We start from the raw sequence: 19,817 nt of genomic DNA on the forward strand, positions 1-19,817 counted from the left end.
CTGGGAGCATGAGCGAGCTTGGCATTTCGTCCCCGGCCGAGCGGTACTCACGATCGCGTGACAGCCGGCAGTACCCGCACCTGGCCGAGTTCCGCGGCCTCTACGACTTCGCCCTCGACGGTTTCCAGGTCGAGGCCTGCAAGGTCGTCGAGGACGGGCACGGTGTGCTGGTCGCCGCACCCACCGGCTCCGGCAAGACGCTGGTGGGGGAGTTCGCCGTCCACCTCGCGATCGCCACCGGCCGCAAGTGCTTCTACACCACGCCGATCAAGGCGCTGTCCAACCAGAAGTTCGCCGATCTCGTCGACCGCTACGGCGCCGACAACGTCGGCCTGCTGACCGGCGACAACACGATCAACGGCGAGGCCCCCGTCGTCGTGATGACGACCGAGGTGCTGCGCAACATGCTGTACGCCGGCTCGCGCACCCTCGACACGCTCGGCTACGTCGTGATGGACGAGGTCCACTACCTCGCCGACCGCACCCGCGGAGCCGTGTGGGAGGAGGTCATCATCCACCTGCCCGAGTCGGTGTCGGTGATCTCGCTGTCGGCGACCGTGTCGAACGCCGAGGAGTTCGGCGACTGGCTGACCGAGGTCCGCGGCGACACCGTCACGATCGTCGAGGAGCGCCGCCCGATCCCGTTGCACCAGCACGTGATGGTCGGACGCAAGATGTTCCCCCTGTTCGAGCCGAGCTCGGACGATCGCGGGGTCGAGGTCAACAAGGCGCTGGAGCGGCTCGCCCGCGAGGACTGGCAGCTGACGCGCATGATGAAGGGCCACAAGGGCAAGGGCGGCAAGCGGCCCCGCAGCCACAACCGCACGCCCAGCCGGGTCGAGGTCGTCCAGCGGCTGGACGCCGAGGGCCTCCTGCCCGCGATCTGCTTCATCTTCAGCCGGGCCGGCTGCGCGGCGGCGGTGCAGCAGTGCCTCGACGCCCGGCTGACCCTGACGACCCCCGACGAGCAGGCCGAGATCGCCGCGTTCGTGGACACCGCCTGCTCGCACCTGCCCGAGGACGACCTCCACGTCCTGGGCTACTACGAGTTCCGCGACGCGCTCGTGCGGGGCATCGCGGCGCACCACGCCGGGATGCTGCCGACGTTCAAGGAGTGCGTCGAGGACCTGTTCAGCAACGGGCTGGTCAAGGTCATCTTCGCGACCGAGACGCTCGCGCTGGGCATCAACATGCCGGCCCGGTCGGTCGTCATCGAGAAGCTGTCGAAGTGGAACGGTGAGACCCACGCCAACATCACGCCGGGGGAGTACACCCAGCTCACGGGCCGAGCCGGTCGTCGTGGCATCGACGTCGAGGGCCACGGCGTGGTCCTGTGGCAGCACGGGCTGGACCCCAAGCAGGTGGCCGGGCTCGCGAGCACGCGGACGTACCCGCTCAACTCCTCGTTCCACCCGTCGTACAACATGGCGGTCAACCTCGTGGGCCAGGTCGGGCGCGGCGTCGCCCGCGAGCTGCTCGAGCAGTCCTTCGCCCAGTTCCAGGCCGACCGTGCGGTCGTCGGGCTCGCCCGTCAGATCCGCAAGGCCGACGACGCACTCGAGGGCTACCGCGAGAACATCGCCTGCGACCGCGGGGACTTCATGGAGTACGCGTCGTTGCGTCGCGAGCTCAGCGACATCGAGGCGTCCGGGTCCAAGGCCCGGCGCCAGGCCGAGCGCGAGGAGATCATCGCCTCGCTGGTCAAGCTGCGCCCCGGTGACGTGATCCACGTACCGGTCGGCAAGTTCGCCGGCCTGGCGGTCGTCCTCGACCCCGGACGGGTCACCGACAACGAGGGACCGCGCCCCATGGTGCTGACGGCCAACCGGCACGCGCGGCGGCTCGCGATGATCGACTTCCCGGCACCGGTGCAGGCGCTGACGACGATGCGCATCCCCAAGTCGTTCAACCCCCGCAACCCGCAGGCCCGCCGCGACCTCGCGTCCGCCCTGCGCAGCCGTGCCGACGCGGCGTCGTTCCACCGGGACAAGCCCTACCGGGACCAGCCCGGCCGGGAGGACCCGCGCATCGCGGCGATCCGCCAGAAGCTGCGCGAGCACCCGTGCCACGACTGCCCCGACCGCGAGACCCACGCCCGGTGGGCCGAGCGGTACCTCAAGCTGGAGCGGGACACCCGCAACCAGCGCGGCCGCATCGAGCAGCGCACGAACACGGTCGCCCGGCAGTTCGACCGGGTCTGCGAGGTGCTCGACGTGCTCGGCTACCTCGACGGCGACGAGGTCACCCCGGACGGTCTGCGGCTCAAGCGGCTCTACAGCGACCTGGACCTGCTGGTCAGCGAGTGCCTGCGTCAGGGCACGTGGGACGGCCTGGACGCGGCCGAGCTGGCCGCGGTCGTCAGCGTCCTGACGTACACGTCGCGGCTGGCCGACGAGCTGCCGGCGCCCCGCTTCCCGACCAAGAACGTGCGGGAGACCGCCGAGACGATGGCGCACCTGTGCGCCGACCTGCAGCAGCTCGAGCGCGAGCACCGGGTCAAGTTCCTGCGCTCACCGGACTTCGGCTTCTCGCAGGCGGTGTGGTCCTGGTGCAAGGACGCCACGCTCGACGACGTCCTGAACGACATGGAGCTCGCCGCGGGCGACTTCGTCCGGGCGATGAAGCAGCTGATCGACGTCGTCGCCCAGATCGCCGACGCCGCCGGCCCCGGCCCGCTGCGCACAACCGCCCGCGAGGCACTCGACCTGCTGCGCCACGGCGTCGTCAGCTACACCAGCATCACCGCCTGACCCCGCTGAGCCTGACGTTTCTCCCGACACGCCAGGCGTGTCGCCGTCAGAACGTCAGGCCCAGCGGGCGCGGGCGGCGAGGGCGCGTTCGGTGACGCCGCCGAGGCCCCAGGTCGTGCCGAACGCGGTGAAGGCGTCCTCGTCCACCGCGGTGGTGAGGTCGGGCACCTCGCACACGTCGCGACGCACGGCCACGACCTCGCGCGCCGCGGTGATGTAGTCGACGGACTCGCGCAAGGACGCACGCACCCGTGGCTTGATCGACGACCAGGTGTCGTCGGCCGCGGCCAGGATGCCGTCGAGGTCGCCGAACTCCTCGAGCAGGACCGCCGCGGTCTTGTCACCGATGCCGGCGACACCAGGCAGGCCGTCGGACGCGTCCCCGCGCATCACCGCGAAGTCGACGTAGTCGGCCGCGTCGACGCCGTACTTCTCCCGCAGCCAGGCGTTGTCCACGACGTCGTGCTTCGACACGCCCCTGGCGACGTAGAGCACCCGGATGTCCCGGTCGTCGTCGACGAGCTGGAACAGGTCGCGATCGCCCGTCACGATGTCGACGGGGCCGTCCCACGCCTCGGCGAGGCTGCCGATCACGTCGTCGGCCTCGTAGTCCGCTGCCCCGACCACCGGGATGCCCAACAGCCCGAATGCCTCGGCGATGAGCGGGACCTGGGGGCCGAGGAGGCCCTCGGTGGTGTCCGCCTCGCCACCCTCGTCGTCCAGCCGCTGCGTCTTGTACGTGTCGAGGAGGTCGACGCGCCACTGCGGGCGCCAGTCGTCGTCCCAGCACGCGACGACGGCCTCGGGCTCGTACTGCGTGGTGAGGGTCGAGGTGAAGTCGAGGATGCCGCGCAGCGCATTGACGACCGTGCCGTCGGGCGCCTTCAGGGTCTTGGGGATGCCGAAGAACGCGCGGAAGTACAGGCTCGCGCTGTCGAGGAGCAGAAGTCGGCCGTGGGACATGTCCCGAACTCTAGGACATGACCCACGGCCGGACCGGGATCAGCGCGTCAGTGCGTGACCGTGACTGCGTGGTGCCGCGAGCTTCTTGGCCGACACCTTGGCGCGCCGCTGGTCGCCGTACAGACCCTGCTTCGACAGGGCCAGGACGCCGACCGAGTGGGCTGCCGCGTCACCGAGCTCGTTGATCGCCCGCGTGCTCACATTCGTGATGTCGTCGCACGCCTGGTGGTAGCACTGGTCGTACGCCACCCCGGCCGTACCACCGAACAGCGCGGCCTCCTCCGGCGTCTTGATGCCCTCGGCACCGCTGAAGAGGCCCCCGGCGGGGATGCCCTCTGCGATGAACGGTCCGTAGTCGGATCGTCCGTCGAACGAGGTCGGAGCCGACGCGAGGTTCTTCTTGGCGAAGTAGTCGGTGAAGATCTTCTCGATCTCGCCCGATCCCGCGGGCCCGGCGTTGTCGTCCGACGACCCGTCGCCGTCGTAGACGAAGCGCGCGAAGTTGGGCGATCCGATCATGTCGAAGTTGAGATTCGCGTAGATCCTGGCCCGCTGGGCGTCGGTGAGGCTGGCGACGTAGTGCTCCGCCCCGAGCAGACCCTTCTCCTCCGCGCCCCAGAAGGCGAATCGCACGGGGCGCTGCGCCTTCTTGTCCAGCTTGGTCTTGGTGTACTGCTTGGCGATCTCCAGCACGGCGGCCGTTCCGGTGCCGTTGTCGTTGATGCCAGGACCTGCCGGGACGCTGTCGAGGTGCGCTCCGACCACGACGACCTGGTCGGGGTTCTTGGTCTTGCCCGGCAGGTCGGCGATGACGTTGCTCGTGGTGCGGTTCAGGTCGACCTCGGTGCTCGCGAAGACCCGGACCGTGGCGTCGTCCTGCTCGCTGAGCGCGACGCCGTCCTCGTACGAGATGCCGACCACCGGGATGTCCACCGGGGTGCCGAGCGTGCCGGTGAGCAGCTCCTGGCGTCCCTCCTGGCCCTCGTTGAAGATGATGGCCGCGTCGTAGCCGGCCGCCTGGGCGTTCGCGGCCTTGACGCCGAAGTCGCACGCGCCGCGCTGGATGAGCGCGACCGACGGTCCCGCGCCGGCGGCCGGGAAGTCCCCGGGGGCACAGCCCGACGGCGTCGTGCCCGGCTCACCCGGCGGGATGACCAGGCCGACCGGCGTGAGCGTGCCGGTGACGTCGCCGGACCCGGAGTAGTCGAACGCCTCGGTCTCGATGTCCCGCGCGGCCGGCGTGACCTGCTGCAGCTCGGCCGGCGCGAGGTCCCGGCTGAACGCGAAGGTGAACGATTGGGTCCTGACCTTGTAGCCGGCCTTCCTGAGCTGAGCCCTCACGTAGGCGGCCGAGGCGTCATAGCCCGGCAGGCCGGAGGCACGGTTGCCCCCGTTGCGGTTGGCGATGACCTGCAGCTGGCGCAAGGTCTGGAGCTGGCCGTTGACGGTCACGGCCTTGGTCAGCCGGCTCGTGTCGACCGGCTTGGCCTTCGACTGGTGCTTGTTGCCCGCGTCCGCAGGTGCGGCCACGAAGAGGCTGCCGGTCAGGATGACGGCAGCGGTGGAATACAGCGCTCGGCGCATGTGGGACCCCCCAATGAGTGGTGTGTTCCACATCACACTAGGTCGGGTCGGAGCCGAAGAACACCCCTACGGCGACGGTTGATCGCCGTCCCCGAGGGCGCGACGCTTCCGCTCCTGGTACGCGCGCCGTTGCTGCTCGGCGCGGTCTCGCAGCGACTGGAGGTAGGCCGCGTCGCGCTCCGGATCGGGGTCGACGTAGCGGCCGGGACGCTCGTACTCGGGGAACGCCGGGCCGCTGTTGCCCTTGTACGGCAGGTCGGGCGTCGCCTGGGGACGTCCCGCCACGAGCCAGGCGATCGAGCCGATGGCCGGCAGGAACAGGACCAGCAGGAGCCACACGGTCTTGCCCAGGTTGCGGCACACGCTCTCGTCGGTCGTGATGACGTCGATGAGGCAGAAGATCCACAGCAGGAGCACCACGAGGGTGAGCACTCCGTCCAGGTACAGCACTGCGGGTCCCCTTGTCGTCGGCGTCGCCACATGATGGCAGCGGTCTCGGTGCTCCCGCAGGCGAATCGGCCCATGACCCCACCGGTATCGTCATGGTGTGAACACGTGGCGCAAGGCTCAGGAACTGGCAACCCAGCAGGGGATCGACGCCCTGCTCGTGACACCGGGGGCGGACCTCCGCTACCTCACGGGCTACGTGGCTCTCCCGCTGGAGCGGCTCACGTGCCTCGTGCTGCCCGCACAGGGCGAGCCCACCCTCGTCGTGCCCCACCTGGAGCGTCAGGCGGCGATCGCCTCCGGCGTCGACACGGCGATCGCGTCGTGGCAGGAGACCGAGGACCCGTACGCGCTGGTCGCGAGGCTGGTCGGCGACGTCGCCACGGTCGGCGTGGACGACCACATGTGGGCGTCCCGGGTCTTCGCGCTGCAGGCCGCGATGCCGTCGGCGCGTCAGGTGCTGGCCGGTCCGCTCGTGCAGCAGCTGCGGATCCGCAAGGACGCGACCGAGGTCGCCGCGCTGCGCGACGCCGGTGCCGCGATCGACCGCGTGCACGACCGCATGGCCGAGTGGCTCCGGCCGGGCCGCACCGAGCGCGAGGTCGGCGCCGACATCGCCCGCGCGATCATCGACGAGGGCCACGAGACGGTCGACTTCGTCATCGTGGGCTCGGGACCCAACGGCGCGTCGCCGCACCACGAGCTGTCCGACCGGGTCATCGAGGTCGGCGACCCCGTCGTCGTCGACATCGGCGGCACCATGCCCTCGGGCTACTGCTCGGACTCCACCCGCAACTACCTCGCGGGCGGCATCGCCCCCGCGAAGTACCTCGCCGCGTACCTGGTGCTCGAGGAGGCCCACGAGGCCCAGCGCGAGCACGCTCGGCCGGGCGTGACCGCCGAGTCGGTCGACGCGGTCGGCCGCGCGATCATCACGGCCGCGGGCTACGGCGACCTGTTCATCCACCGCACCGGCCACGGCATCGGCCAGGAGACCCACGAGGAGCCGTACATCGTGGAGGGCAACGACCTCGTCCTCGAGGAGGGCATGGCGTTCTCGATCGAGCCGGGCATCTACTTCGAGGGACAGTTCGGCGCCCGCATCGAGGACATCGCGGTGTGCACCGCGGACGGTCTCGAGGTGCTGAACAACACGCCACGCGGGCTCGTCGCCCTGTGACACGACCCCGCGTCGGGTGGAAGGTCGCCTGGCCCGCTGCAGCTGCCCTCGGGGTGCTGTCGTCGCTGAACTTCGACCCGGTCTCGCTGCCGTTCGCGATGGTCGTGGGGGTGGCCGGCCTCGTGTGGCTCGCCCGAGCGCTCGACGGCGCCAGCAAGCGCGTCGTCGCCGTCACGGGCCTGCTGTACGGCCTCGGGTTCATGGGGCCGTGCATCTGGTGGATGAACGCGGTCAGCGCGGGCGCCTACATCGGCCTGTTCGTCGCCGAGGCGCTGTTCTTCGTGCCGATCATGCTCGCGCTGCGGGCAGCGACGCGGCTGCGCTGGTGGCCGCTGTGGGGCGCCGGCGTCTGGGTGGCAGGGGAGTGGGCCCGTGGCCGGTTCCCGTTCACCGGATTCCCCTGGGGGCGGCTGGCGCACACCTCGATCGACACGCCCTTCGCCCCGTACGCCCGACTCGTGGCGATGCCCGGCACCAGCGCGGTGCTGTTCCTGGTCGCCGCGCTGCTAGTCGTCGTGGTGGTCGGTCCGGGACGTCGGGCCAGGATCGGGGCCGCTGCCGGGGTGATCGCCCTGACGGTCGTCGGAGCGGTGCTGCCGACCGGCATCGCGGGCTCCGACGGCACCCGGCAGGTGGCGCTGGTGCAGGGCAACGTGCCCGGCGTCTTCCTGACGTGGCCACGGGGCGAGATCCTCGATCTGCACCTCGCCGAGACCGAGCGGCTCGCCGACGCGGTCGCGGCCGGGACCGTGCCCCGACCCGACATGGTCCTGTGGCCCGAGAACGCCACCGACATCGACCCGTACCACGACGCCGTGACGCGCGGCCGCATCGAGTCGCTCTCGGCCCGGATCGGTGCGCCGATCCTGGTCGGCGGCCTGTTCGACGGGCCGACGGTCGACACCGCGTACAACTCGGGCGTGGTGTGGACCGCGGACGGGCCGGGGGAGCGCTACGACAAGCTCAAGCCGGTGCCGTTCGGCGAGTACGTCCCGTTCCGCAAGCAGGCCGGCTCGGTCGTCGGCCGCCTGGCCCGTGACATCCCCCGCGACATGCTGGCCGGCGACGAGCCCGGAGCGCTGACCATCGGTGACACCCGGATCGGCGACACCATCTGCTACGACATCGCGTACGACGACGTGACCCGGCGGGCGGTGGACGGCGGCGCGCAGATGATCGTCGTGCAGACGAGCAACGCGGCCTTCACCGGCACGTCGCAGCCCGAGCAGCAGTGGGACATCTCCCGTCTGCGGGCCATCGAGACCGGGCGGTGGGTCGTCGTCCCGTCGACCAACGGCATCACCGGCGTGGTGGACCCGTCGGGTCGCAGCGTCGAGCGCGCGCCCCTGCACGAGCCCGCGCTGGTCAACACCCAGGTCACCCTCGCCTCGGGCAGGACACCCGCGTTGGTCATCGGCCGGTACCTCGAGTGGTTGCTGGTGGCCACGGGGGTGGGAGCATGGTGGCTCGGCACGCGACGACGCAAGGAGGCCGGGCCCCTGTGAGGACCCTGATCATCGTCCCGACCTACAACGAGTCGGACAATCTCGAGCTCATCGTGGGGCGGATCCACGACCAGCAGCCGCAGGTCGACGTCCTCATCGCGGACGACGGCTCCCCGGACGGCACGGGGGAGATCGCCGACCGGCTCGCGGCGGCGGACCCGCGCGTGCACGTCATGCACCGCACGTCCAAGCAGGGTCTCGGCTCGGCGTACCGTGCCGGTTTCGCGTGGGGCCTGGAGCGCGGCTACGACGTCCTGATGGAGATGGACGCGGACGGCTCGCACCGGCCCGAGGACCTCGCCCAGATCCTCGCGGCGAGCGAGGCGGGAGCCGATCTGGTGCTCGGGTCCCGGTGGGTGCCGGGCGGCGGGGTCGTCAACTGGCCCTGGCACCGTCGCCTGATCTCCCGCGGCGGGACGCTCTACGCGCACCTCATGCTGGGCATCCCGATCAAGGACGCCACCGGAGGGTTCCGGGCGTTCCGGCAGGAGACGCTGCAGCGGCTGCCGCTGGACGAGGTCGCGTCACAGGGCTACTGCTTCCAGATCGACATGGCTCGCCGGGTCGTCGCGGCCGGCATGAGCGTCGTGGAGGTGCCCATCACGTTCGTCGAGCGGGAGCGCGGTCAGTCCAAGATGAGCGGTGCGATCGTGCGTGAGGCGCTGTGGCGGGTCACCGTCTGGGGACTGGAGCGGCTGGTGCCGCGGAGGTTCCGGCAACGCTCCGACGTCCAGGGCCAGGCGTCGTCCGACCGAGCGGCCCGCTGAGGCCGGACGCCAAAAGACCCCGGCCGTAGCCGGGGTCCTGGTTCACGAAAGGCCGTGTGGGCCTCAGGCGCTCTTTTTCTTGGCCGCGCTCTTCTTGGCGGGCCGGTGGAGGTGCGGCGGACCGATCTCCCCACCACGGAGCAGCTCGAGCCGCTCCGTCAGGATCTCCTCCAGCTCGTCGACCGAGCGACGCTCGAGCAGCATGTCCCAGTGCGTGCGGACCGGCTTCTCAGCCTTTCCCTCGGGCTTCTCGCCGTTGGCAAGCTGTCCGATCTGACCCGTCTTGGGGTCTTCCCACTCGTACGGGATCTCGGCCTCGTCGGCCATGACCACCGTGAACGTGTGCCCGTCCGGGCACACGTACTCAACCTGCTGCCGGGGAGCCATCTCCACGCCGCGCTCGTCCTCGAAGCTCTGTGTCCCGAGCCGAGCACCTCGCAATGCACGTTCAGCCATGTGCGTCCCCTCTCTTGTGCCTTACCGTGTTCAACGTAGACGACACGCATGAGATTCCCCTGAACACGAACAGTCTTCACAGGACGGCCGGCGGGACGTTCCCCGCCTCGATGACCCCCTTGCGTGGATCAAGCCTCCACAACAGCGTCCCACCGATCACGAAGAACGCAATCAGGGCGAGGATCGCCGGCCGGTACGAGTCGGTGAGCTGGTGCACCAGGCCGAACACGAGGGTGCCGAACCAGCTCGTCCCTCGCTCGCAGGCCTGGTACAGGCTGAAGTACTCCGCCTCGCGCCCGCGGGGGATGAGCTGGGAGAAGAACGACCGCGAGAGCGCCTGCGTGCCGCCCAGCACCAGACCGATGAGCACCGCCAGGACGAAGAACGGCACGACCTGCTCCGCCGGCAGGAAGAAGCCGATGCACACCACGAGCACCCACACCGCGAGACCGCCCATGATCGTGCGGTGCCCGCCGAACCGGGCCGCGACGCGGCCGAAGATCAGGGCGCCACCGAAGGCGACGAACTGCACGATGAGGATCGTCGTGATGAGGATGCTGGTCCCGAAGCCGAGCTCCTTCTCGCCGTACACCGACGCGGAGTAGATCACCGTCTGGATGCCGTCGTTGTAGAACAGGTACGCCACGAGGAACAACAGCGTCTGCGGATAGCCCCGCAGCTCCCGGAGCGTGCGGAACAGCTGGCCGAAGCTGCGCTGCATGAGCGAGACGCCCTCGACCGGAGCGGCGCCACGCACGGGATGGTCCTTGATCCGGCGGTACGGGACGATCGTGAAGACCGCCCACCACAGCGCCGCCGACAGCAGGCTGATGCGGACCGCGCTCTCGGTCGACAGCCCGAACGGCTTCACGGTGACGACCACGAGGTTGAGCGACAGCAGCAGCGCGCCACCGAGGTACCCGAACGCCCAGCCCTGGGAGGACACGTGGTCGCGGTCGTCCGGCGCTGCGATGTCGACCAGGATCGCGTCGTAGACCACGATCGACGCCCCGTAGAACAGGTTGGCCACGACGAGCAGGACGGCGCCCAGCTGCCAGTTGTCGCCGGTGACGAAGAACATCAGCGCCGCGACGACCGAGCCGGCCCACGCCAGCCCGCACATCAGGCGGCGCTTGGACTCCACACGGTCGGCCACCGCACCGATGATCGGCAGCACGAACGCCGACAGCACGGTCGCGAGCGTGACGACGTAGAACACGAGCGACCCGGCGGACAGCGAGAGGCCCAGGACGTGCAGGTTCTCGGTGCACTTGCGGTCGTCGTCGCCGGCGAAGCCACAGGCGGCCTTCTCCGCGACGCTCGTCAGGTACGGCGCGAACAGCACCGTGCCGATCGTCGTGATGTACGCCGAGTTCGCCCAGTCGTAGAAGTACCAGCCGCGCTGCTCGGCGGTGGCCCGCGGCCTGGTCGTCGTGCTCATGCGGGCTCCGTCCACGTTCCCCTGGCGACCAGGACGTCCTTGAGGACGTCCGTGCGATCGGTGATGATGCCGTCGACCCCGAGGTCGAGGAGCTCGTTCATCTCGTCGGCGTCGTCGACCGTCCACACGTGGACCTGCTTGCCGAGCGCGTGCGCCCGGCGGACGAAGGACCGCGTGACCACGGGGAGCGGGCCCTGGCGGTGCGGCACCTGCAGGCAGGTACCGGGAGGTGCGCCGAGGATCCGCAGCAGACGCGCCGGCAGGAGCGTGGCCATCACCACCTCGGGCACCGACGCGGAGGTGGCAACACCGGGCAGGAGGCGCCGGATTCGTCTCAGCCGGGCGTGCGAGAACGAGCTGAGGCACGTGCGTCCGATCGCCCCCTGGGCCCGTACCAGCTCGCACGTGGGCTCCACCGCCTCGTCGGACTTGACGTCGATCATGAGGCGCGCGTCCGGAAAGGCCTCGAACAGCGCCTCGAGGCGGGCGAACGGCTCGCGCTGGTCGAGCCGCTGCAGCTCGATCGACTCCGAGGACAACGCGTTGATCGCGTCGGGGCTGCCGGTCAGGCGTTCGAGCCGGTCGTCGTGGACCGCGTACACGACGCCGTCGGACGTCGTGCGGACGTCGGTCTCGAGATAGCGGTAGCCGAGCTCGTACGCGTGCGCGAACGCCGCGAGCGAGTTCTCGATGCCGACGTTGTCACCCGTCGCCGCTCCGCCTCGGTGGGCGATGGCCAGAGGTGGTGGGTCGAGGAAGGACACATGTTCACGCTATGCCCTGGCGGGGTCCACCTCCCGCCGGCCGTGGCCGGCGGGAGGTGCTCAGATGTCCCGGAAGGTCTCGATCTGGGCGCCGAGGGCGTTGAGCCGCTCGGCGAGGTCCTCGTAGCCGCGGTTGATGACGTACACGCTGCGGAGCACCGAGGTGCCCTTGGCCGCGAGCATCGCCAGCAGGATCACGACGGCCGGACGCAGCGCCGGCGGGCAGATCAGCTCCGCGCCGCTCCAGTGCGTCGGACCCTCGATCAGCACCCGGTGCGGGTCGAGGAGCTTGACCTGCGCACCCAGCTTGTTGAGCTCGGTGAGGTAGATCGCGCGGTTCTCGTACACCCAGTCGTGCAGCATCGTCTGGCCCTCGGCGGTCGCCGCGATGACCGCGAAGAACGGCAGGTTGTCGATGTTGAGCCCCGGGAACGGCATCGGGTGGATCTTGTCGATCGGGGCGTGCAGGGCCGAGGCGTACGTCGTGATGTCGACGAGCCGCGTCTGGCCGTTCTCCGCCGCGTACTCGGCGCTGCGGTCGTACTGGAAGCCCATCTCCTCGAGCAGTGCCAGCTCGATCTCCATGAACTCGATCGGCACCCGCCGCACGGTGATGCTCGACTTCGTGACGATCGCGGCGGCGATCAGGCTCATCGCCTCGATCGGGTCCTCGCTCGGCGCGTACTCGACGTCGCAGTTGATGACCGGGGCGCCGGTGATGCGCAGCGTCGTGGTGCCGATGCCCTCGATGCCGACACCCAGCTTGACCAGGAAGAAGCACAGGTCCTGGACCATGTAGTTGGGGCTCGCGTTACGGATGACGGTGACGCCGTCGTAGCGGGCCGCGGCCAGCAGCGCGTTCTCGGTCACGGTGTCACCGCGCTCGGTCAGCACGATGGGACGCTCGGGGCCGACCCCGGCAGCGGCGGCGGCGTGATAGCTGCCCTCGGTCGCGACGACCTTGAGCCCGAACGGGCGCAGCGCCGTCATGTGCGGCTCGACCGTGCGGGTGCCGAGGTCGCAGCCACCGGCGTAGGGGAGCTCGAAGTCGTCGTAGCGGTGCATCAGCGGGCCCAGGAACATGATGATGCTGCGGGTGCGCCGGGCGGCGTCCGCGTCCATCGCGGCCAGGTCCAGCTCGGCCGGGACGACGAGCTCGAGATCGTTCTGGTCGTTGAGCCAGGTCGCCTTGACGCCGATCGAGGTCAGCACCTCGAGGAGACGGTTGACCTCCTCGATGCGGGCGACCTTGCGCAGCACGGTGGTGCCGGCGTTGAGCAGGGAGGCGCAGAGCAGGGCGACGCCGGCGTTCTTGCTCGACTTCACGTCGATCGTTCCCGAGAGCGTCGTGCCGCCGGCGACCCTCAGGTGGCTCGGGCCGGACGTGCCGACGCTCACGAGCTCGGAGTCGAGGGCGCTGCCGATGCGGGCCAGCATGTCGAGGGTCAGGTTCTGCTGCCCCTTCTCGATGCGGTTGACGGCACTCTGGCTCGTCTTGAGCTCTGCCGCCAGCTCGGCCTGGGTGAGGCCGCTGTGCTGTCGAGCGTCCCGGATGAGGGCGCCGATGCGTGCGAGGTAGTCATCACGAACAGTCATGCCAATCACCATATATCAGTTATGAGATAACTCAACGTCCGCAAGATCACGCCGTCGTGGCGTCGGTCTGGCCCAGCAGACGAGCGTCCTGGACGCCGCTGTGCGCGGTCAGCTGACCCCAGTAGATGCCGTACGCGGCCTCGGAGATCGTGCGGTCGTGGACGGGGAACAGGGTCGTCGGCGCGACCCGCTGCACGAAGTCCACGGTCTCGCTGAGCTTGGTCCATGGTGCGGACAGGGGGAGTGCGAGCACGTCGACGCCCTCGGGCGCGTGCTCGTACGAGTCACCCGGATGGAACAGGGTGGGCTCCCCGGCTGCGCTCACCATGACGCCGACGTTGCCGATGCGGGGGATCGTGGGGAGGATCACGGCGTGCTGGGCGCCGACGCCCCGCAGGGTCAGGTCGCTGACGACGGTCTCGACGCCGTCACCGTTCGTCGACCAGTCGCCGACCTGGGCGATCGAGGCGGTCTCCGGGTCGCACAGGAGCAGCGCGTCGGGGTTGCGCTCGAGCAGGCCGCCGTAACGGTCCTGGTCGAGGTGGTCGGGGTGCTGATGGGTGACGACGATCGCGTCGAGTCCCTCCAGCGCGAAGGTCTCGTCGGGGCTGAACACTCCCGGATCGATGAGGACCCGGGAGCCCGCGGCTTCCACGAGAACGGCGGCGTGACCGAAGCGAGTGATCTGCATGCGTCCCATCTTGCACCCGCGTCCGAACGCCTGGGCCGTGGCACAGTGGAAGCATGTCGGAGCGCGAGATCTTGACCTGGGAGATGTTCGGCACGGCGAGCCGTGAGCTCGCCCAAGCGGTGGCCGACAGCGGGTTCCGTCCGGACGTCGTCCTCGGCATCGCGCGCGGTGGCCTGATCCCGGCCGGGTCCCTCGCGTACGCCCTCGACTGCAAGAACCTGTTCACGATGAACGTCGAGTTCTACACCGGCGTCGGGACCACGCTGGACGCCCCGGTCATGCTGCCGCCGCTGCTCAACGTGACGGAGCTCGACGACCTCTCGGTACTGGTCGTCGACGACGTCGCCGACAGCGGCAGGACGCTGGAGCTCGTCGACCACTTCTGCCGCGGCCACGTGTCGGAGGTCCGCACCGCGGTCATCTACCAGAAGCCACAGTCGGTCATCACGGCGGACTACGCCTGGAAGCGGACCGACCACTGGATCAACTTCCCGTGGTCGAGCGAGCCACCCGTCGTCAAGCGATCGGGTGTGCTCGACAGCTGAGCGTCGTGCCGGCGCAGGTCAGTTGAGGTACTTCTCGACCACGTCGCCCGAGCGCTCCGCGGCGTCGTCCTCGGAGCCGCCGGTCTCCCGCAGGGCCTTGCGCTGACGCAGCAGGTCCCAGGCCTGGTCGAGCTCGACCTCGAGGGTCCTGAGGCGGGCGCGTTCCTCGTCCCGGCTGATCTCGTGGTTGGTCAGCTGCTCGCGGAGGGCCTTCTCCTCGGCGACGAGGCTGTTGATGTGCTCGTGGATTCCCTGATCGGTCGTCATCTGCGGAGTGTACGTCCGCGCAGGGCGTCCGCGGGAGACCCTCGGCGCGCTCGATCCAACCTGTCGCGCGACCTGCTGCCACGGAGACGGGCCGAACGCGAGTGCGGTCAGCGGACGGTGCTGAGCCACTCGTCGTACGTCTGCCGGCCGCGCGGGCCGTCGCAACGGGGGAGCAGCGCCCCGGACGCCATCGCACCGGTGCCTCGTGCCGGCAGGCGCAGGGACAGCACCCGGCGGTGCTGTCCGCGCGCTGCCAGGAGGCGCCGGGCCATGTCGCCGAGGTCCTCCTCCTTCGGGCCGGCCAGCTCGAGGACCCGCTTGGCGGGCTCCGCGAGCGCGTGGGCGGCCAACGTCTCGGCGACCTCGCGCGCTGCCATGGGCTGGGTGCGCATCCGGGGCACGACGGCGACCGGCCCGGGCACCTGGTCGAGCACCTGACCGGCGAACTCGTGGAACTGGGTCGCACGGACGATCGTCCACGGCACGGCGCCGCCGGCAACCAGCTTCTCCTGCACCCGTTTGCCCTCGTAGTAGCCGCTGTCGACCCGGTCCACACCGACGATCGACAGCACGACATGGTGGGGGACCCCGGCCCGCCCCTCGGCCTCGAGCAGGTGTGTGGTGGCCGCACCGAAGAAGCGCCGTGACGTCCTGCGGCTCAGGGTCGTCACGTTGCTGACGTCCACGACCGCTTCCACACCCGCGAGGGCGGTGTCCAGGCCGGCTCCGCTGACCAGGTCCACGCCCGCCCCGCGAGCCAGCACCACCGGCTCGTGCCCGCCGGAGCGAAGGTGCTCGACCACGAGCGTCCCGACCAGCCCGGTCCCGCCGGCGACGGCGATCCTCATGCGGTGTCCTTCCTGGCGGGGGGAGGGGAGTGGCCCTCAGTCTTGCAGTCGGGGGACCTTGGGTCACGGGCCCTAGCATTCGGGGATGACCGAGAACCGTGGTGGACGTCCGTCACTGAACATCGTGACCACGGCCGGGCTGCTCGTCGGCGCGTACGTCGTGCTGCTGTACGCCGTGGAGATCGTCGACGTCGCGACGTCGGAGCACCTGGAGCGCAACGGCGTCCACCCGCGCAGCCTCGACGGCCTGGACGGGATCCTGTTCGCGCCGCTCCTGCACGACAACTGGGCACACCTGATCGGCAACACCGTCCCGCTGCTCGCGCTGGGGTTCCTCCTCGGCCTGTCGGGCGTCAGGACCTGGCTGCAGGTCACGGCGACCGTGTGGCTCGTCGGCGGGGCCGGTGTGTGGCTCATCGGCAGCTCCGGGACCAACCACATCGGCGCCTCCGGCATCGTGTTCGGCTGGCTCACCTACCTGATCGTCCGTGGCGTCTTCAACCGCAGCCTGGGTCAAATCCTCGTGGGGCTCGGTGTCCTGGTCATCTACGGGAGCGTCCTGTGGGGCGTGCTGCCGGGACGACCGGGAGTGTCCTGGGAAGGCCACCTCTTCGGTGCGGTCGGCGGGGCGTTGGCCGCGTGGCTCCTCGCCAGCCGCACCCCACGACGACCGGCCTGACGCGGCTCCTGCCGTCCGTCCGACTTGCCTCGTGCCGGAACGTCCGCAAGTGTGGATGTTTGGCCATGACACTGACGAACGGGAGAACGACATGTTGACCCTGACCGACAATGCAGCCGATGTGGTGAAGCAGATCACCGACCAGGTCCCGGACTCCGCCGAGTCCGGCCTTCGCATCAGCCAGGCCGGGCCCGAGCAGGATGCCGGCCTCGCCCTCACGCCCGTGGACGCACCGCAACCGGGCGACCAGGTCGTCGACGACGGGGGAGCCCGCGTGTTCCTCGATGCGCTCGCCGCCGAGCTGCTGGGGGACAAGGTGCTCGACGCGAAGGTCGAGCAGGACGGATCCGTGCAGTTCGGGCTCGGCCAACAGGTCTGACCCGGCACGCACACGCGCCTCCCGTGACCACAAGGTCACGGGAGGCGCGTCTGTGCGGGCAGTCGGACCGGCGGGTCACGCCACGCGGCGAGCGCTGATCAGCCCCTTCCGCGCGGCCCAGCGACGTGCGATCAGCACCGTCGCACCGGCCAGGACGAGTGCGAAGCCGAGCCCCAGCGGGCCGGAGGGCGCGCCCGTGCTGGGCAGGAAGCCGGAGCCGGAGCCGGAGCCGGCCGAACCGCCACCGGACTCCCCGCCGCCGCCACCGCCGCCGCCACCACCGCCGTTCTCCTCACGGTAGTTGTTGGTGACCGTCACCGCGCTGGTCTCACCGTCGGCGATCGTGACCGATCCGGGCTCGATGGTGGTCGGCTCGACGAGGACGATCGTGTCGGTCTCACCGCTGACGGTCTCGGTCACCACGCACTCCGTACCGACCGGGATGCCGGTCACCGTCGTCACCGGGTACTCGCCGGCCGCGGATCCCGCGGGGATGGTGAACTCCTGGTCGAACGCGTTGCCGTCGTCGTCGCAGTCCAGCGCGAGCACGATCTCGTCCTGCTCACCCGCAGCGGGTCCGCCGATGAGCTTGGTGACCTGCAGGCCGCCGACCGCCCGTGCGTACTCGTTGGTCACGGCGACCGGGGCGAGAGTGTCGTCGACGACGGTCACGGTCTCGGGATCGATCGACGAGGCCGTGAGATTGACCTGGCCGTTGTCACCGTCCTCCGGCTCGGTGATCGTGCAGGTCGACCCGGCGGGCACGCCGGTCACCTGCACCGGATCCTGCGCCCCAGCCCCGGTCCCAGCCGGGATCGTGATCGTGCGCTCCACCGGATCCACGTCCACACCTTCGGGCGGGGTGCACACGACGTTGATCTCGATGTCGCCCTGCAGTCCAGCACCCTCACCACTGATGGTCTTGGTCACCTCAAGGCCACCGACCGCCAGCTCGTACTCGTTGGTCACAGCGACGGGGGCGAGCGTGTTGTCGACGACGGTCACGGTCTCGGGATCGATGGACGAGGCCGTCAGATTGACCTGGTCGTTGTCACCGTCCTCCGGCTCGGTGATCGTGCAGGTCGACCCGGCGGGCACGCCGGTCACCTGCACCGGATCCTGCGCCCCGGCCCCGGTCCCAGCCGGGATCGTGATCGTGCGCTCCACCGGGTCCACGTCCACACCTTCGGGCGGGGTGCACACGACGTTGATCTCGATGTCGCCCTGCAGTCCGGCACCCTCACCACTGATGGTCTTGGTCACCTCAAGGCCACCGACCGCCAGCTCGTACTCGTTGGTCACGGCGACCGGGGCGAGCGTGTCGTCGACGACGGTCACGGTCTCGGGATCGATGGACGAGGCCGTCAGATTGACCTGGCCGTTGTCACCGTCCTCCGGCTCGGTGATCGTGCAGGTCGACCCGGCGGGCACGCCGGTCACCTGCACCGGATCCTGCGCCCCAGCCCCGGTCCCAGCCGGGATCGTGATCGTGCGCTCCACCGGATCCACGTCCACACCTTCGGGCGGGGTGCACACGACGTTGATCTCGATGTCGCCCTGCAGTCCGGCACCCTCACCACTGATGGTCTTGGTCACCTCCAGGCCACCGACAGCCAGCTCGTACTCGTTGGTCACGGCGACCGGCGTGTTCACGTTGGTGACGACGGTCACGGTCTCGGGATCGATGGACGATGCCGTCAGATTGACCTGGTCGTTGTCACCGTCCTCCGGCTCGGTGATCGTGCAGGTGGACCCGGCACGTAGCCCGGTCACCTGCACGGGATCCTGCGCCCCGGCCCCGGTCCCAGCCGGGATCGTGATCGTGCGCTCGACGGGGTCCTCTTCCACACCTGCGGGCGGGGTGCACACGACGTTGATCTCGATGTCGCCCTGCAGTCCAGCGCCCTCACCACTGATGGTCTTGGTCACCTGCAGGCCACCGGCCGCGAACCGGTTGATGCGGACGCTTGCCACGGCCTCGAGGGTCGCTTGCCGCGCCAGGATCAGCTTCTGGGCGGTGTTCCGCCCGGGCGTGGCGCCGTCGTAGAGGTACACGGTCGACTCGCTGATGGTCTCCAGGCGTTGCAAGGAGAACCCCTGACCCGCCGTCGTGCTGGTCGACCGCGCCCACAGCTGCGTCCCGGGTGCAACCGTCGCGCCCTCTGCCAGGGGCTGCGTCCCGGCCTCGTCGGTGAAGACCTCGACACCTTCGAGCCGCAGGACCGACGGACCGTTGGCCGTCACCGTGAAGGGACCGACGATCTCACCGGTCGACGGCGCGCTCGCGGACTCGGGGGAGACGCTCAGCGTCGGCTGCTCCGGTTCGGTCGCCGGTCCGTTGGCGATGGCGTCCGCGACGATGGCCGACGTGAGGCCGTACAGCTGCGGCTCGTCGTCCGGATCCAGCACCAGGTTGTCGCTGAAGTACCAGATCGCCGCCTGCACCGCGGCAGCCCGGACGTTGTTGGCAACGCCGGCCGGGGCGTTCGGCACGGTGGGGTAGTAGTTCTCGAGGATGTAGGCCACGTACCCGAGATTGCGGACGTTCGCCTCGGTCCACTCACCGCGCTCGTAGGTCACGCCCGTCTGTGTGCTCGTGAAGAGGTCGATGCAGTAGGTGAAGACCTCGTTGCCCTCGGAGTCGGACGCCGGGAGCAGCCCGGCATAGGCGACGTCGTGCGTCTCCCATCCTGCCGGAATGGTCTCGGGGTACCCCGAGAACGGGTCAAAGGTGGCGGGGGCGTTGAAGGCGTCCACGTTGCTCACGCCCAGCGCGCCGGTGATGGGCCCGAGCTGCAGCTCGGTGAAGGGGGAGTTCGACGGGACTGGTTCGTCGCCTCCCACGATGGGCTCGGCGTGCGCCGGGCGCCCCACCAGGACCAGGCCGGCGAGCATGAGCAGGACCACGAAAACGCGGAGCGGGTGCACCGTCCGGTTCCTCAGGATGGATTCCAC

At 69.8% G+C, this 19,817-nt stretch carries 18 protein-coding genes; 7 read left to right on the forward strand and 11 right to left on the reverse strand.

Translation table 11 applies throughout. The features are described from left to right. Positions 1-8: 8 nt before the first annotated feature. Entirely contained in the window at positions 9-2,750 is a 2,742-nt protein-coding gene (locus tag C3E78_RS09370) for a DEAD/DEAH box helicase (protein ID WP_108578039.1), read from the forward strand. Between the two features lie 54 nt (positions 2,751-2,804). On the opposite strand, the gene C3E78_RS09375 is transcribed toward C3E78_RS09370, so the two are convergent. The 3 genes from C3E78_RS09375 to C3E78_RS09385 form a co-directional block, all read right to left on the reverse strand. After that, positions 2,805-3,713 (reverse strand): 5'-3' exonuclease, encoded by a 909-nt coding sequence (locus C3E78_RS09375; protein WP_108578040.1) that lies wholly within the window; start codon positions 3,711-3,713, stop codon positions 2,805-2,807. 39 nt (positions 3,714-3,752) lie between these two features. Further along, positions 3,753-5,297, reverse strand: a complete 1,545-nt coding sequence (locus C3E78_RS09380; protein WP_108578041.1) for a M28 family metallopeptidase — start codon at positions 5,295-5,297, stop codon at positions 3,753-3,755. A 66-nt stretch (positions 5,298-5,363) separates the two neighbouring features. Continuing rightward, positions 5,364-5,747 carry a PLDc N-terminal domain-containing protein gene (locus C3E78_RS09385; RefSeq protein WP_108578042.1) on the reverse strand — a complete coding sequence of 128 codons (384 nt, stop codon included), beginning with the start codon at positions 5,745-5,747 and terminating at the stop codon, positions 5,364-5,366. A 97-nt stretch (positions 5,748-5,844) separates the two neighbouring features. Between C3E78_RS09385 and C3E78_RS09390 the strand changes: the two genes are divergently transcribed. From C3E78_RS09390 to C3E78_RS09400, 3 genes are read left to right on the forward strand one after another with little or no spacing between them, the layout of a single operon-like run. Then, positions 5,845-6,924, forward strand: coding sequence for a M24 family metallopeptidase (locus tag C3E78_RS09390; protein WP_108578043.1), 1,080 nt, complete (start codon positions 5,845-5,847; stop codon positions 6,922-6,924). Beyond that, positions 6,921-8,429 carry an apolipoprotein N-acyltransferase gene (lnt, locus tag C3E78_RS09395; RefSeq protein ID WP_135804923.1) on the forward strand — a complete coding sequence of 503 codons (1,509 nt, stop codon included), beginning with the start codon at positions 6,921-6,923 and terminating at the stop codon, positions 8,427-8,429. Before C3E78_RS09390 ends, lnt begins: the two co-directional genes overlap by 4 nt. Continuing rightward, positions 8,384-9,196 carry a polyprenol monophosphomannose synthase gene (locus C3E78_RS09400; protein ID WP_108578045.1) on the forward strand — a complete coding sequence of 271 codons (813 nt, stop codon included), beginning with the start codon at positions 8,384-8,386 and terminating at the stop codon, positions 9,194-9,196. The genes lnt and C3E78_RS09400 overlap by 46 nt, the downstream gene beginning before the upstream one ends. A gap of 63 nt (positions 9,197-9,259) precedes the next feature. Here C3E78_RS09400 and C3E78_RS09405 read toward each other — a convergent pair whose 3' ends face one another. The 5 genes from C3E78_RS09405 to C3E78_RS09425 form a co-directional block, all read right to left on the reverse strand. Beyond that, entirely contained in the window at positions 9,260-9,652 is a 393-nt protein-coding gene (locus tag C3E78_RS09405; protein ID WP_108578046.1) for an RNA polymerase-binding protein RbpA, read from the reverse strand. Positions 9,653-9,728: 76 nt separating this feature from the next. After that, positions 9,729-11,093, reverse strand: a complete 1,365-nt coding sequence (locus C3E78_RS09410; RefSeq protein WP_108580835.1) for an MFS transporter — start codon at positions 11,091-11,093, stop codon at positions 9,729-9,731. Next, positions 11,090-11,857 carry a glycerophosphodiester phosphodiesterase family protein gene (locus C3E78_RS09415; RefSeq protein ID WP_108578047.1) on the reverse strand — a complete coding sequence of 256 codons (768 nt, stop codon included), beginning with the start codon at positions 11,855-11,857 and terminating at the stop codon, positions 11,090-11,092. The genes C3E78_RS09410 and C3E78_RS09415 overlap by 4 nt, the downstream gene beginning before the upstream one ends. 60 nt (positions 11,858-11,917) lie before the next feature. Continuing rightward, a complete protein-coding gene (locus tag C3E78_RS09420) occupies positions 11,918-13,453 on the reverse strand; it encodes a UDP-N-acetylglucosamine 1-carboxyvinyltransferase (RefSeq protein ID WP_108578048.1) in 1,536 nt (511 codons plus the stop codon). A 46-nt stretch (positions 13,454-13,499) separates the two neighbouring features. Continuing rightward, positions 13,500-14,144: an MBL fold metallo-hydrolase gene (locus C3E78_RS09425; RefSeq protein WP_159085857.1), complete on the reverse strand. Its 645-nt coding sequence runs from the start codon at positions 14,142-14,144 to the stop codon at positions 13,500-13,502. A gap of 53 nt (positions 14,145-14,197) precedes the next feature. On the opposite strand from C3E78_RS09425, the gene C3E78_RS09430 reads away from it, so the two are divergent. After that, positions 14,198-14,689 (forward strand): phosphoribosyltransferase, encoded by a 492-nt coding sequence (locus tag C3E78_RS09430; RefSeq protein WP_108578050.1) that lies wholly within the window; start codon positions 14,198-14,200, stop codon positions 14,687-14,689. Between the two features lie 18 nt (positions 14,690-14,707). On the opposite strand, the gene C3E78_RS09435 is transcribed toward C3E78_RS09430, so the two are convergent. Both C3E78_RS09435 and C3E78_RS09440 read right to left on the reverse strand, forming a co-directional pair. Then, positions 14,708-14,956 (reverse strand): DUF2630 family protein, encoded by a 249-nt coding sequence (locus C3E78_RS09435; RefSeq protein ID WP_108578051.1) that lies wholly within the window; start codon positions 14,954-14,956, stop codon positions 14,708-14,710. Between the two features lie 107 nt (positions 14,957-15,063). Beyond that, on the reverse strand, positions 15,064-15,804 hold the full coding sequence (locus C3E78_RS09440; protein ID WP_108578052.1) for an SDR family oxidoreductase: 741 nt from the start codon (positions 15,802-15,804) through the stop codon (positions 15,064-15,066). A gap of 85 nt (positions 15,805-15,889) precedes the next feature. Between C3E78_RS09440 and C3E78_RS09445 the strand changes: the two genes are divergently transcribed. Together C3E78_RS09445 and C3E78_RS09450 are read left to right on the forward strand one after the other, a co-directional pair. Continuing rightward, positions 15,890-16,483 carry a rhomboid family intramembrane serine protease gene (locus C3E78_RS09445; protein WP_108578053.1) on the forward strand — a complete coding sequence of 198 codons (594 nt, stop codon included), beginning with the start codon at positions 15,890-15,892 and terminating at the stop codon, positions 16,481-16,483. A gap of 91 nt (positions 16,484-16,574) precedes the next feature. Further along, on the forward strand, positions 16,575-16,862 hold the full coding sequence (locus C3E78_RS09450; protein WP_108578054.1) for a Fe-S cluster assembly protein HesB: 288 nt from the start codon (positions 16,575-16,577) through the stop codon (positions 16,860-16,862). A gap of 75 nt (positions 16,863-16,937) precedes the next feature. On the opposite strand, the gene C3E78_RS18310 is transcribed toward C3E78_RS09450, so the two are convergent. Further along, positions 16,938-19,817 carry a thioester domain-containing protein gene (locus tag C3E78_RS18310; protein WP_159085858.1) on the reverse strand — a complete coding sequence of 960 codons (2,880 nt, stop codon included), beginning with the start codon at positions 19,815-19,817 and terminating at the stop codon, positions 16,938-16,940.

This window comes from Aeromicrobium chenweiae, from assembly GCF_003065605.1.
GTDB classification, from domain to species: Bacteria; Actinomycetota; Actinomycetes; order Propionibacteriales; family Nocardioidaceae; genus Aeromicrobium; species Aeromicrobium chenweiae.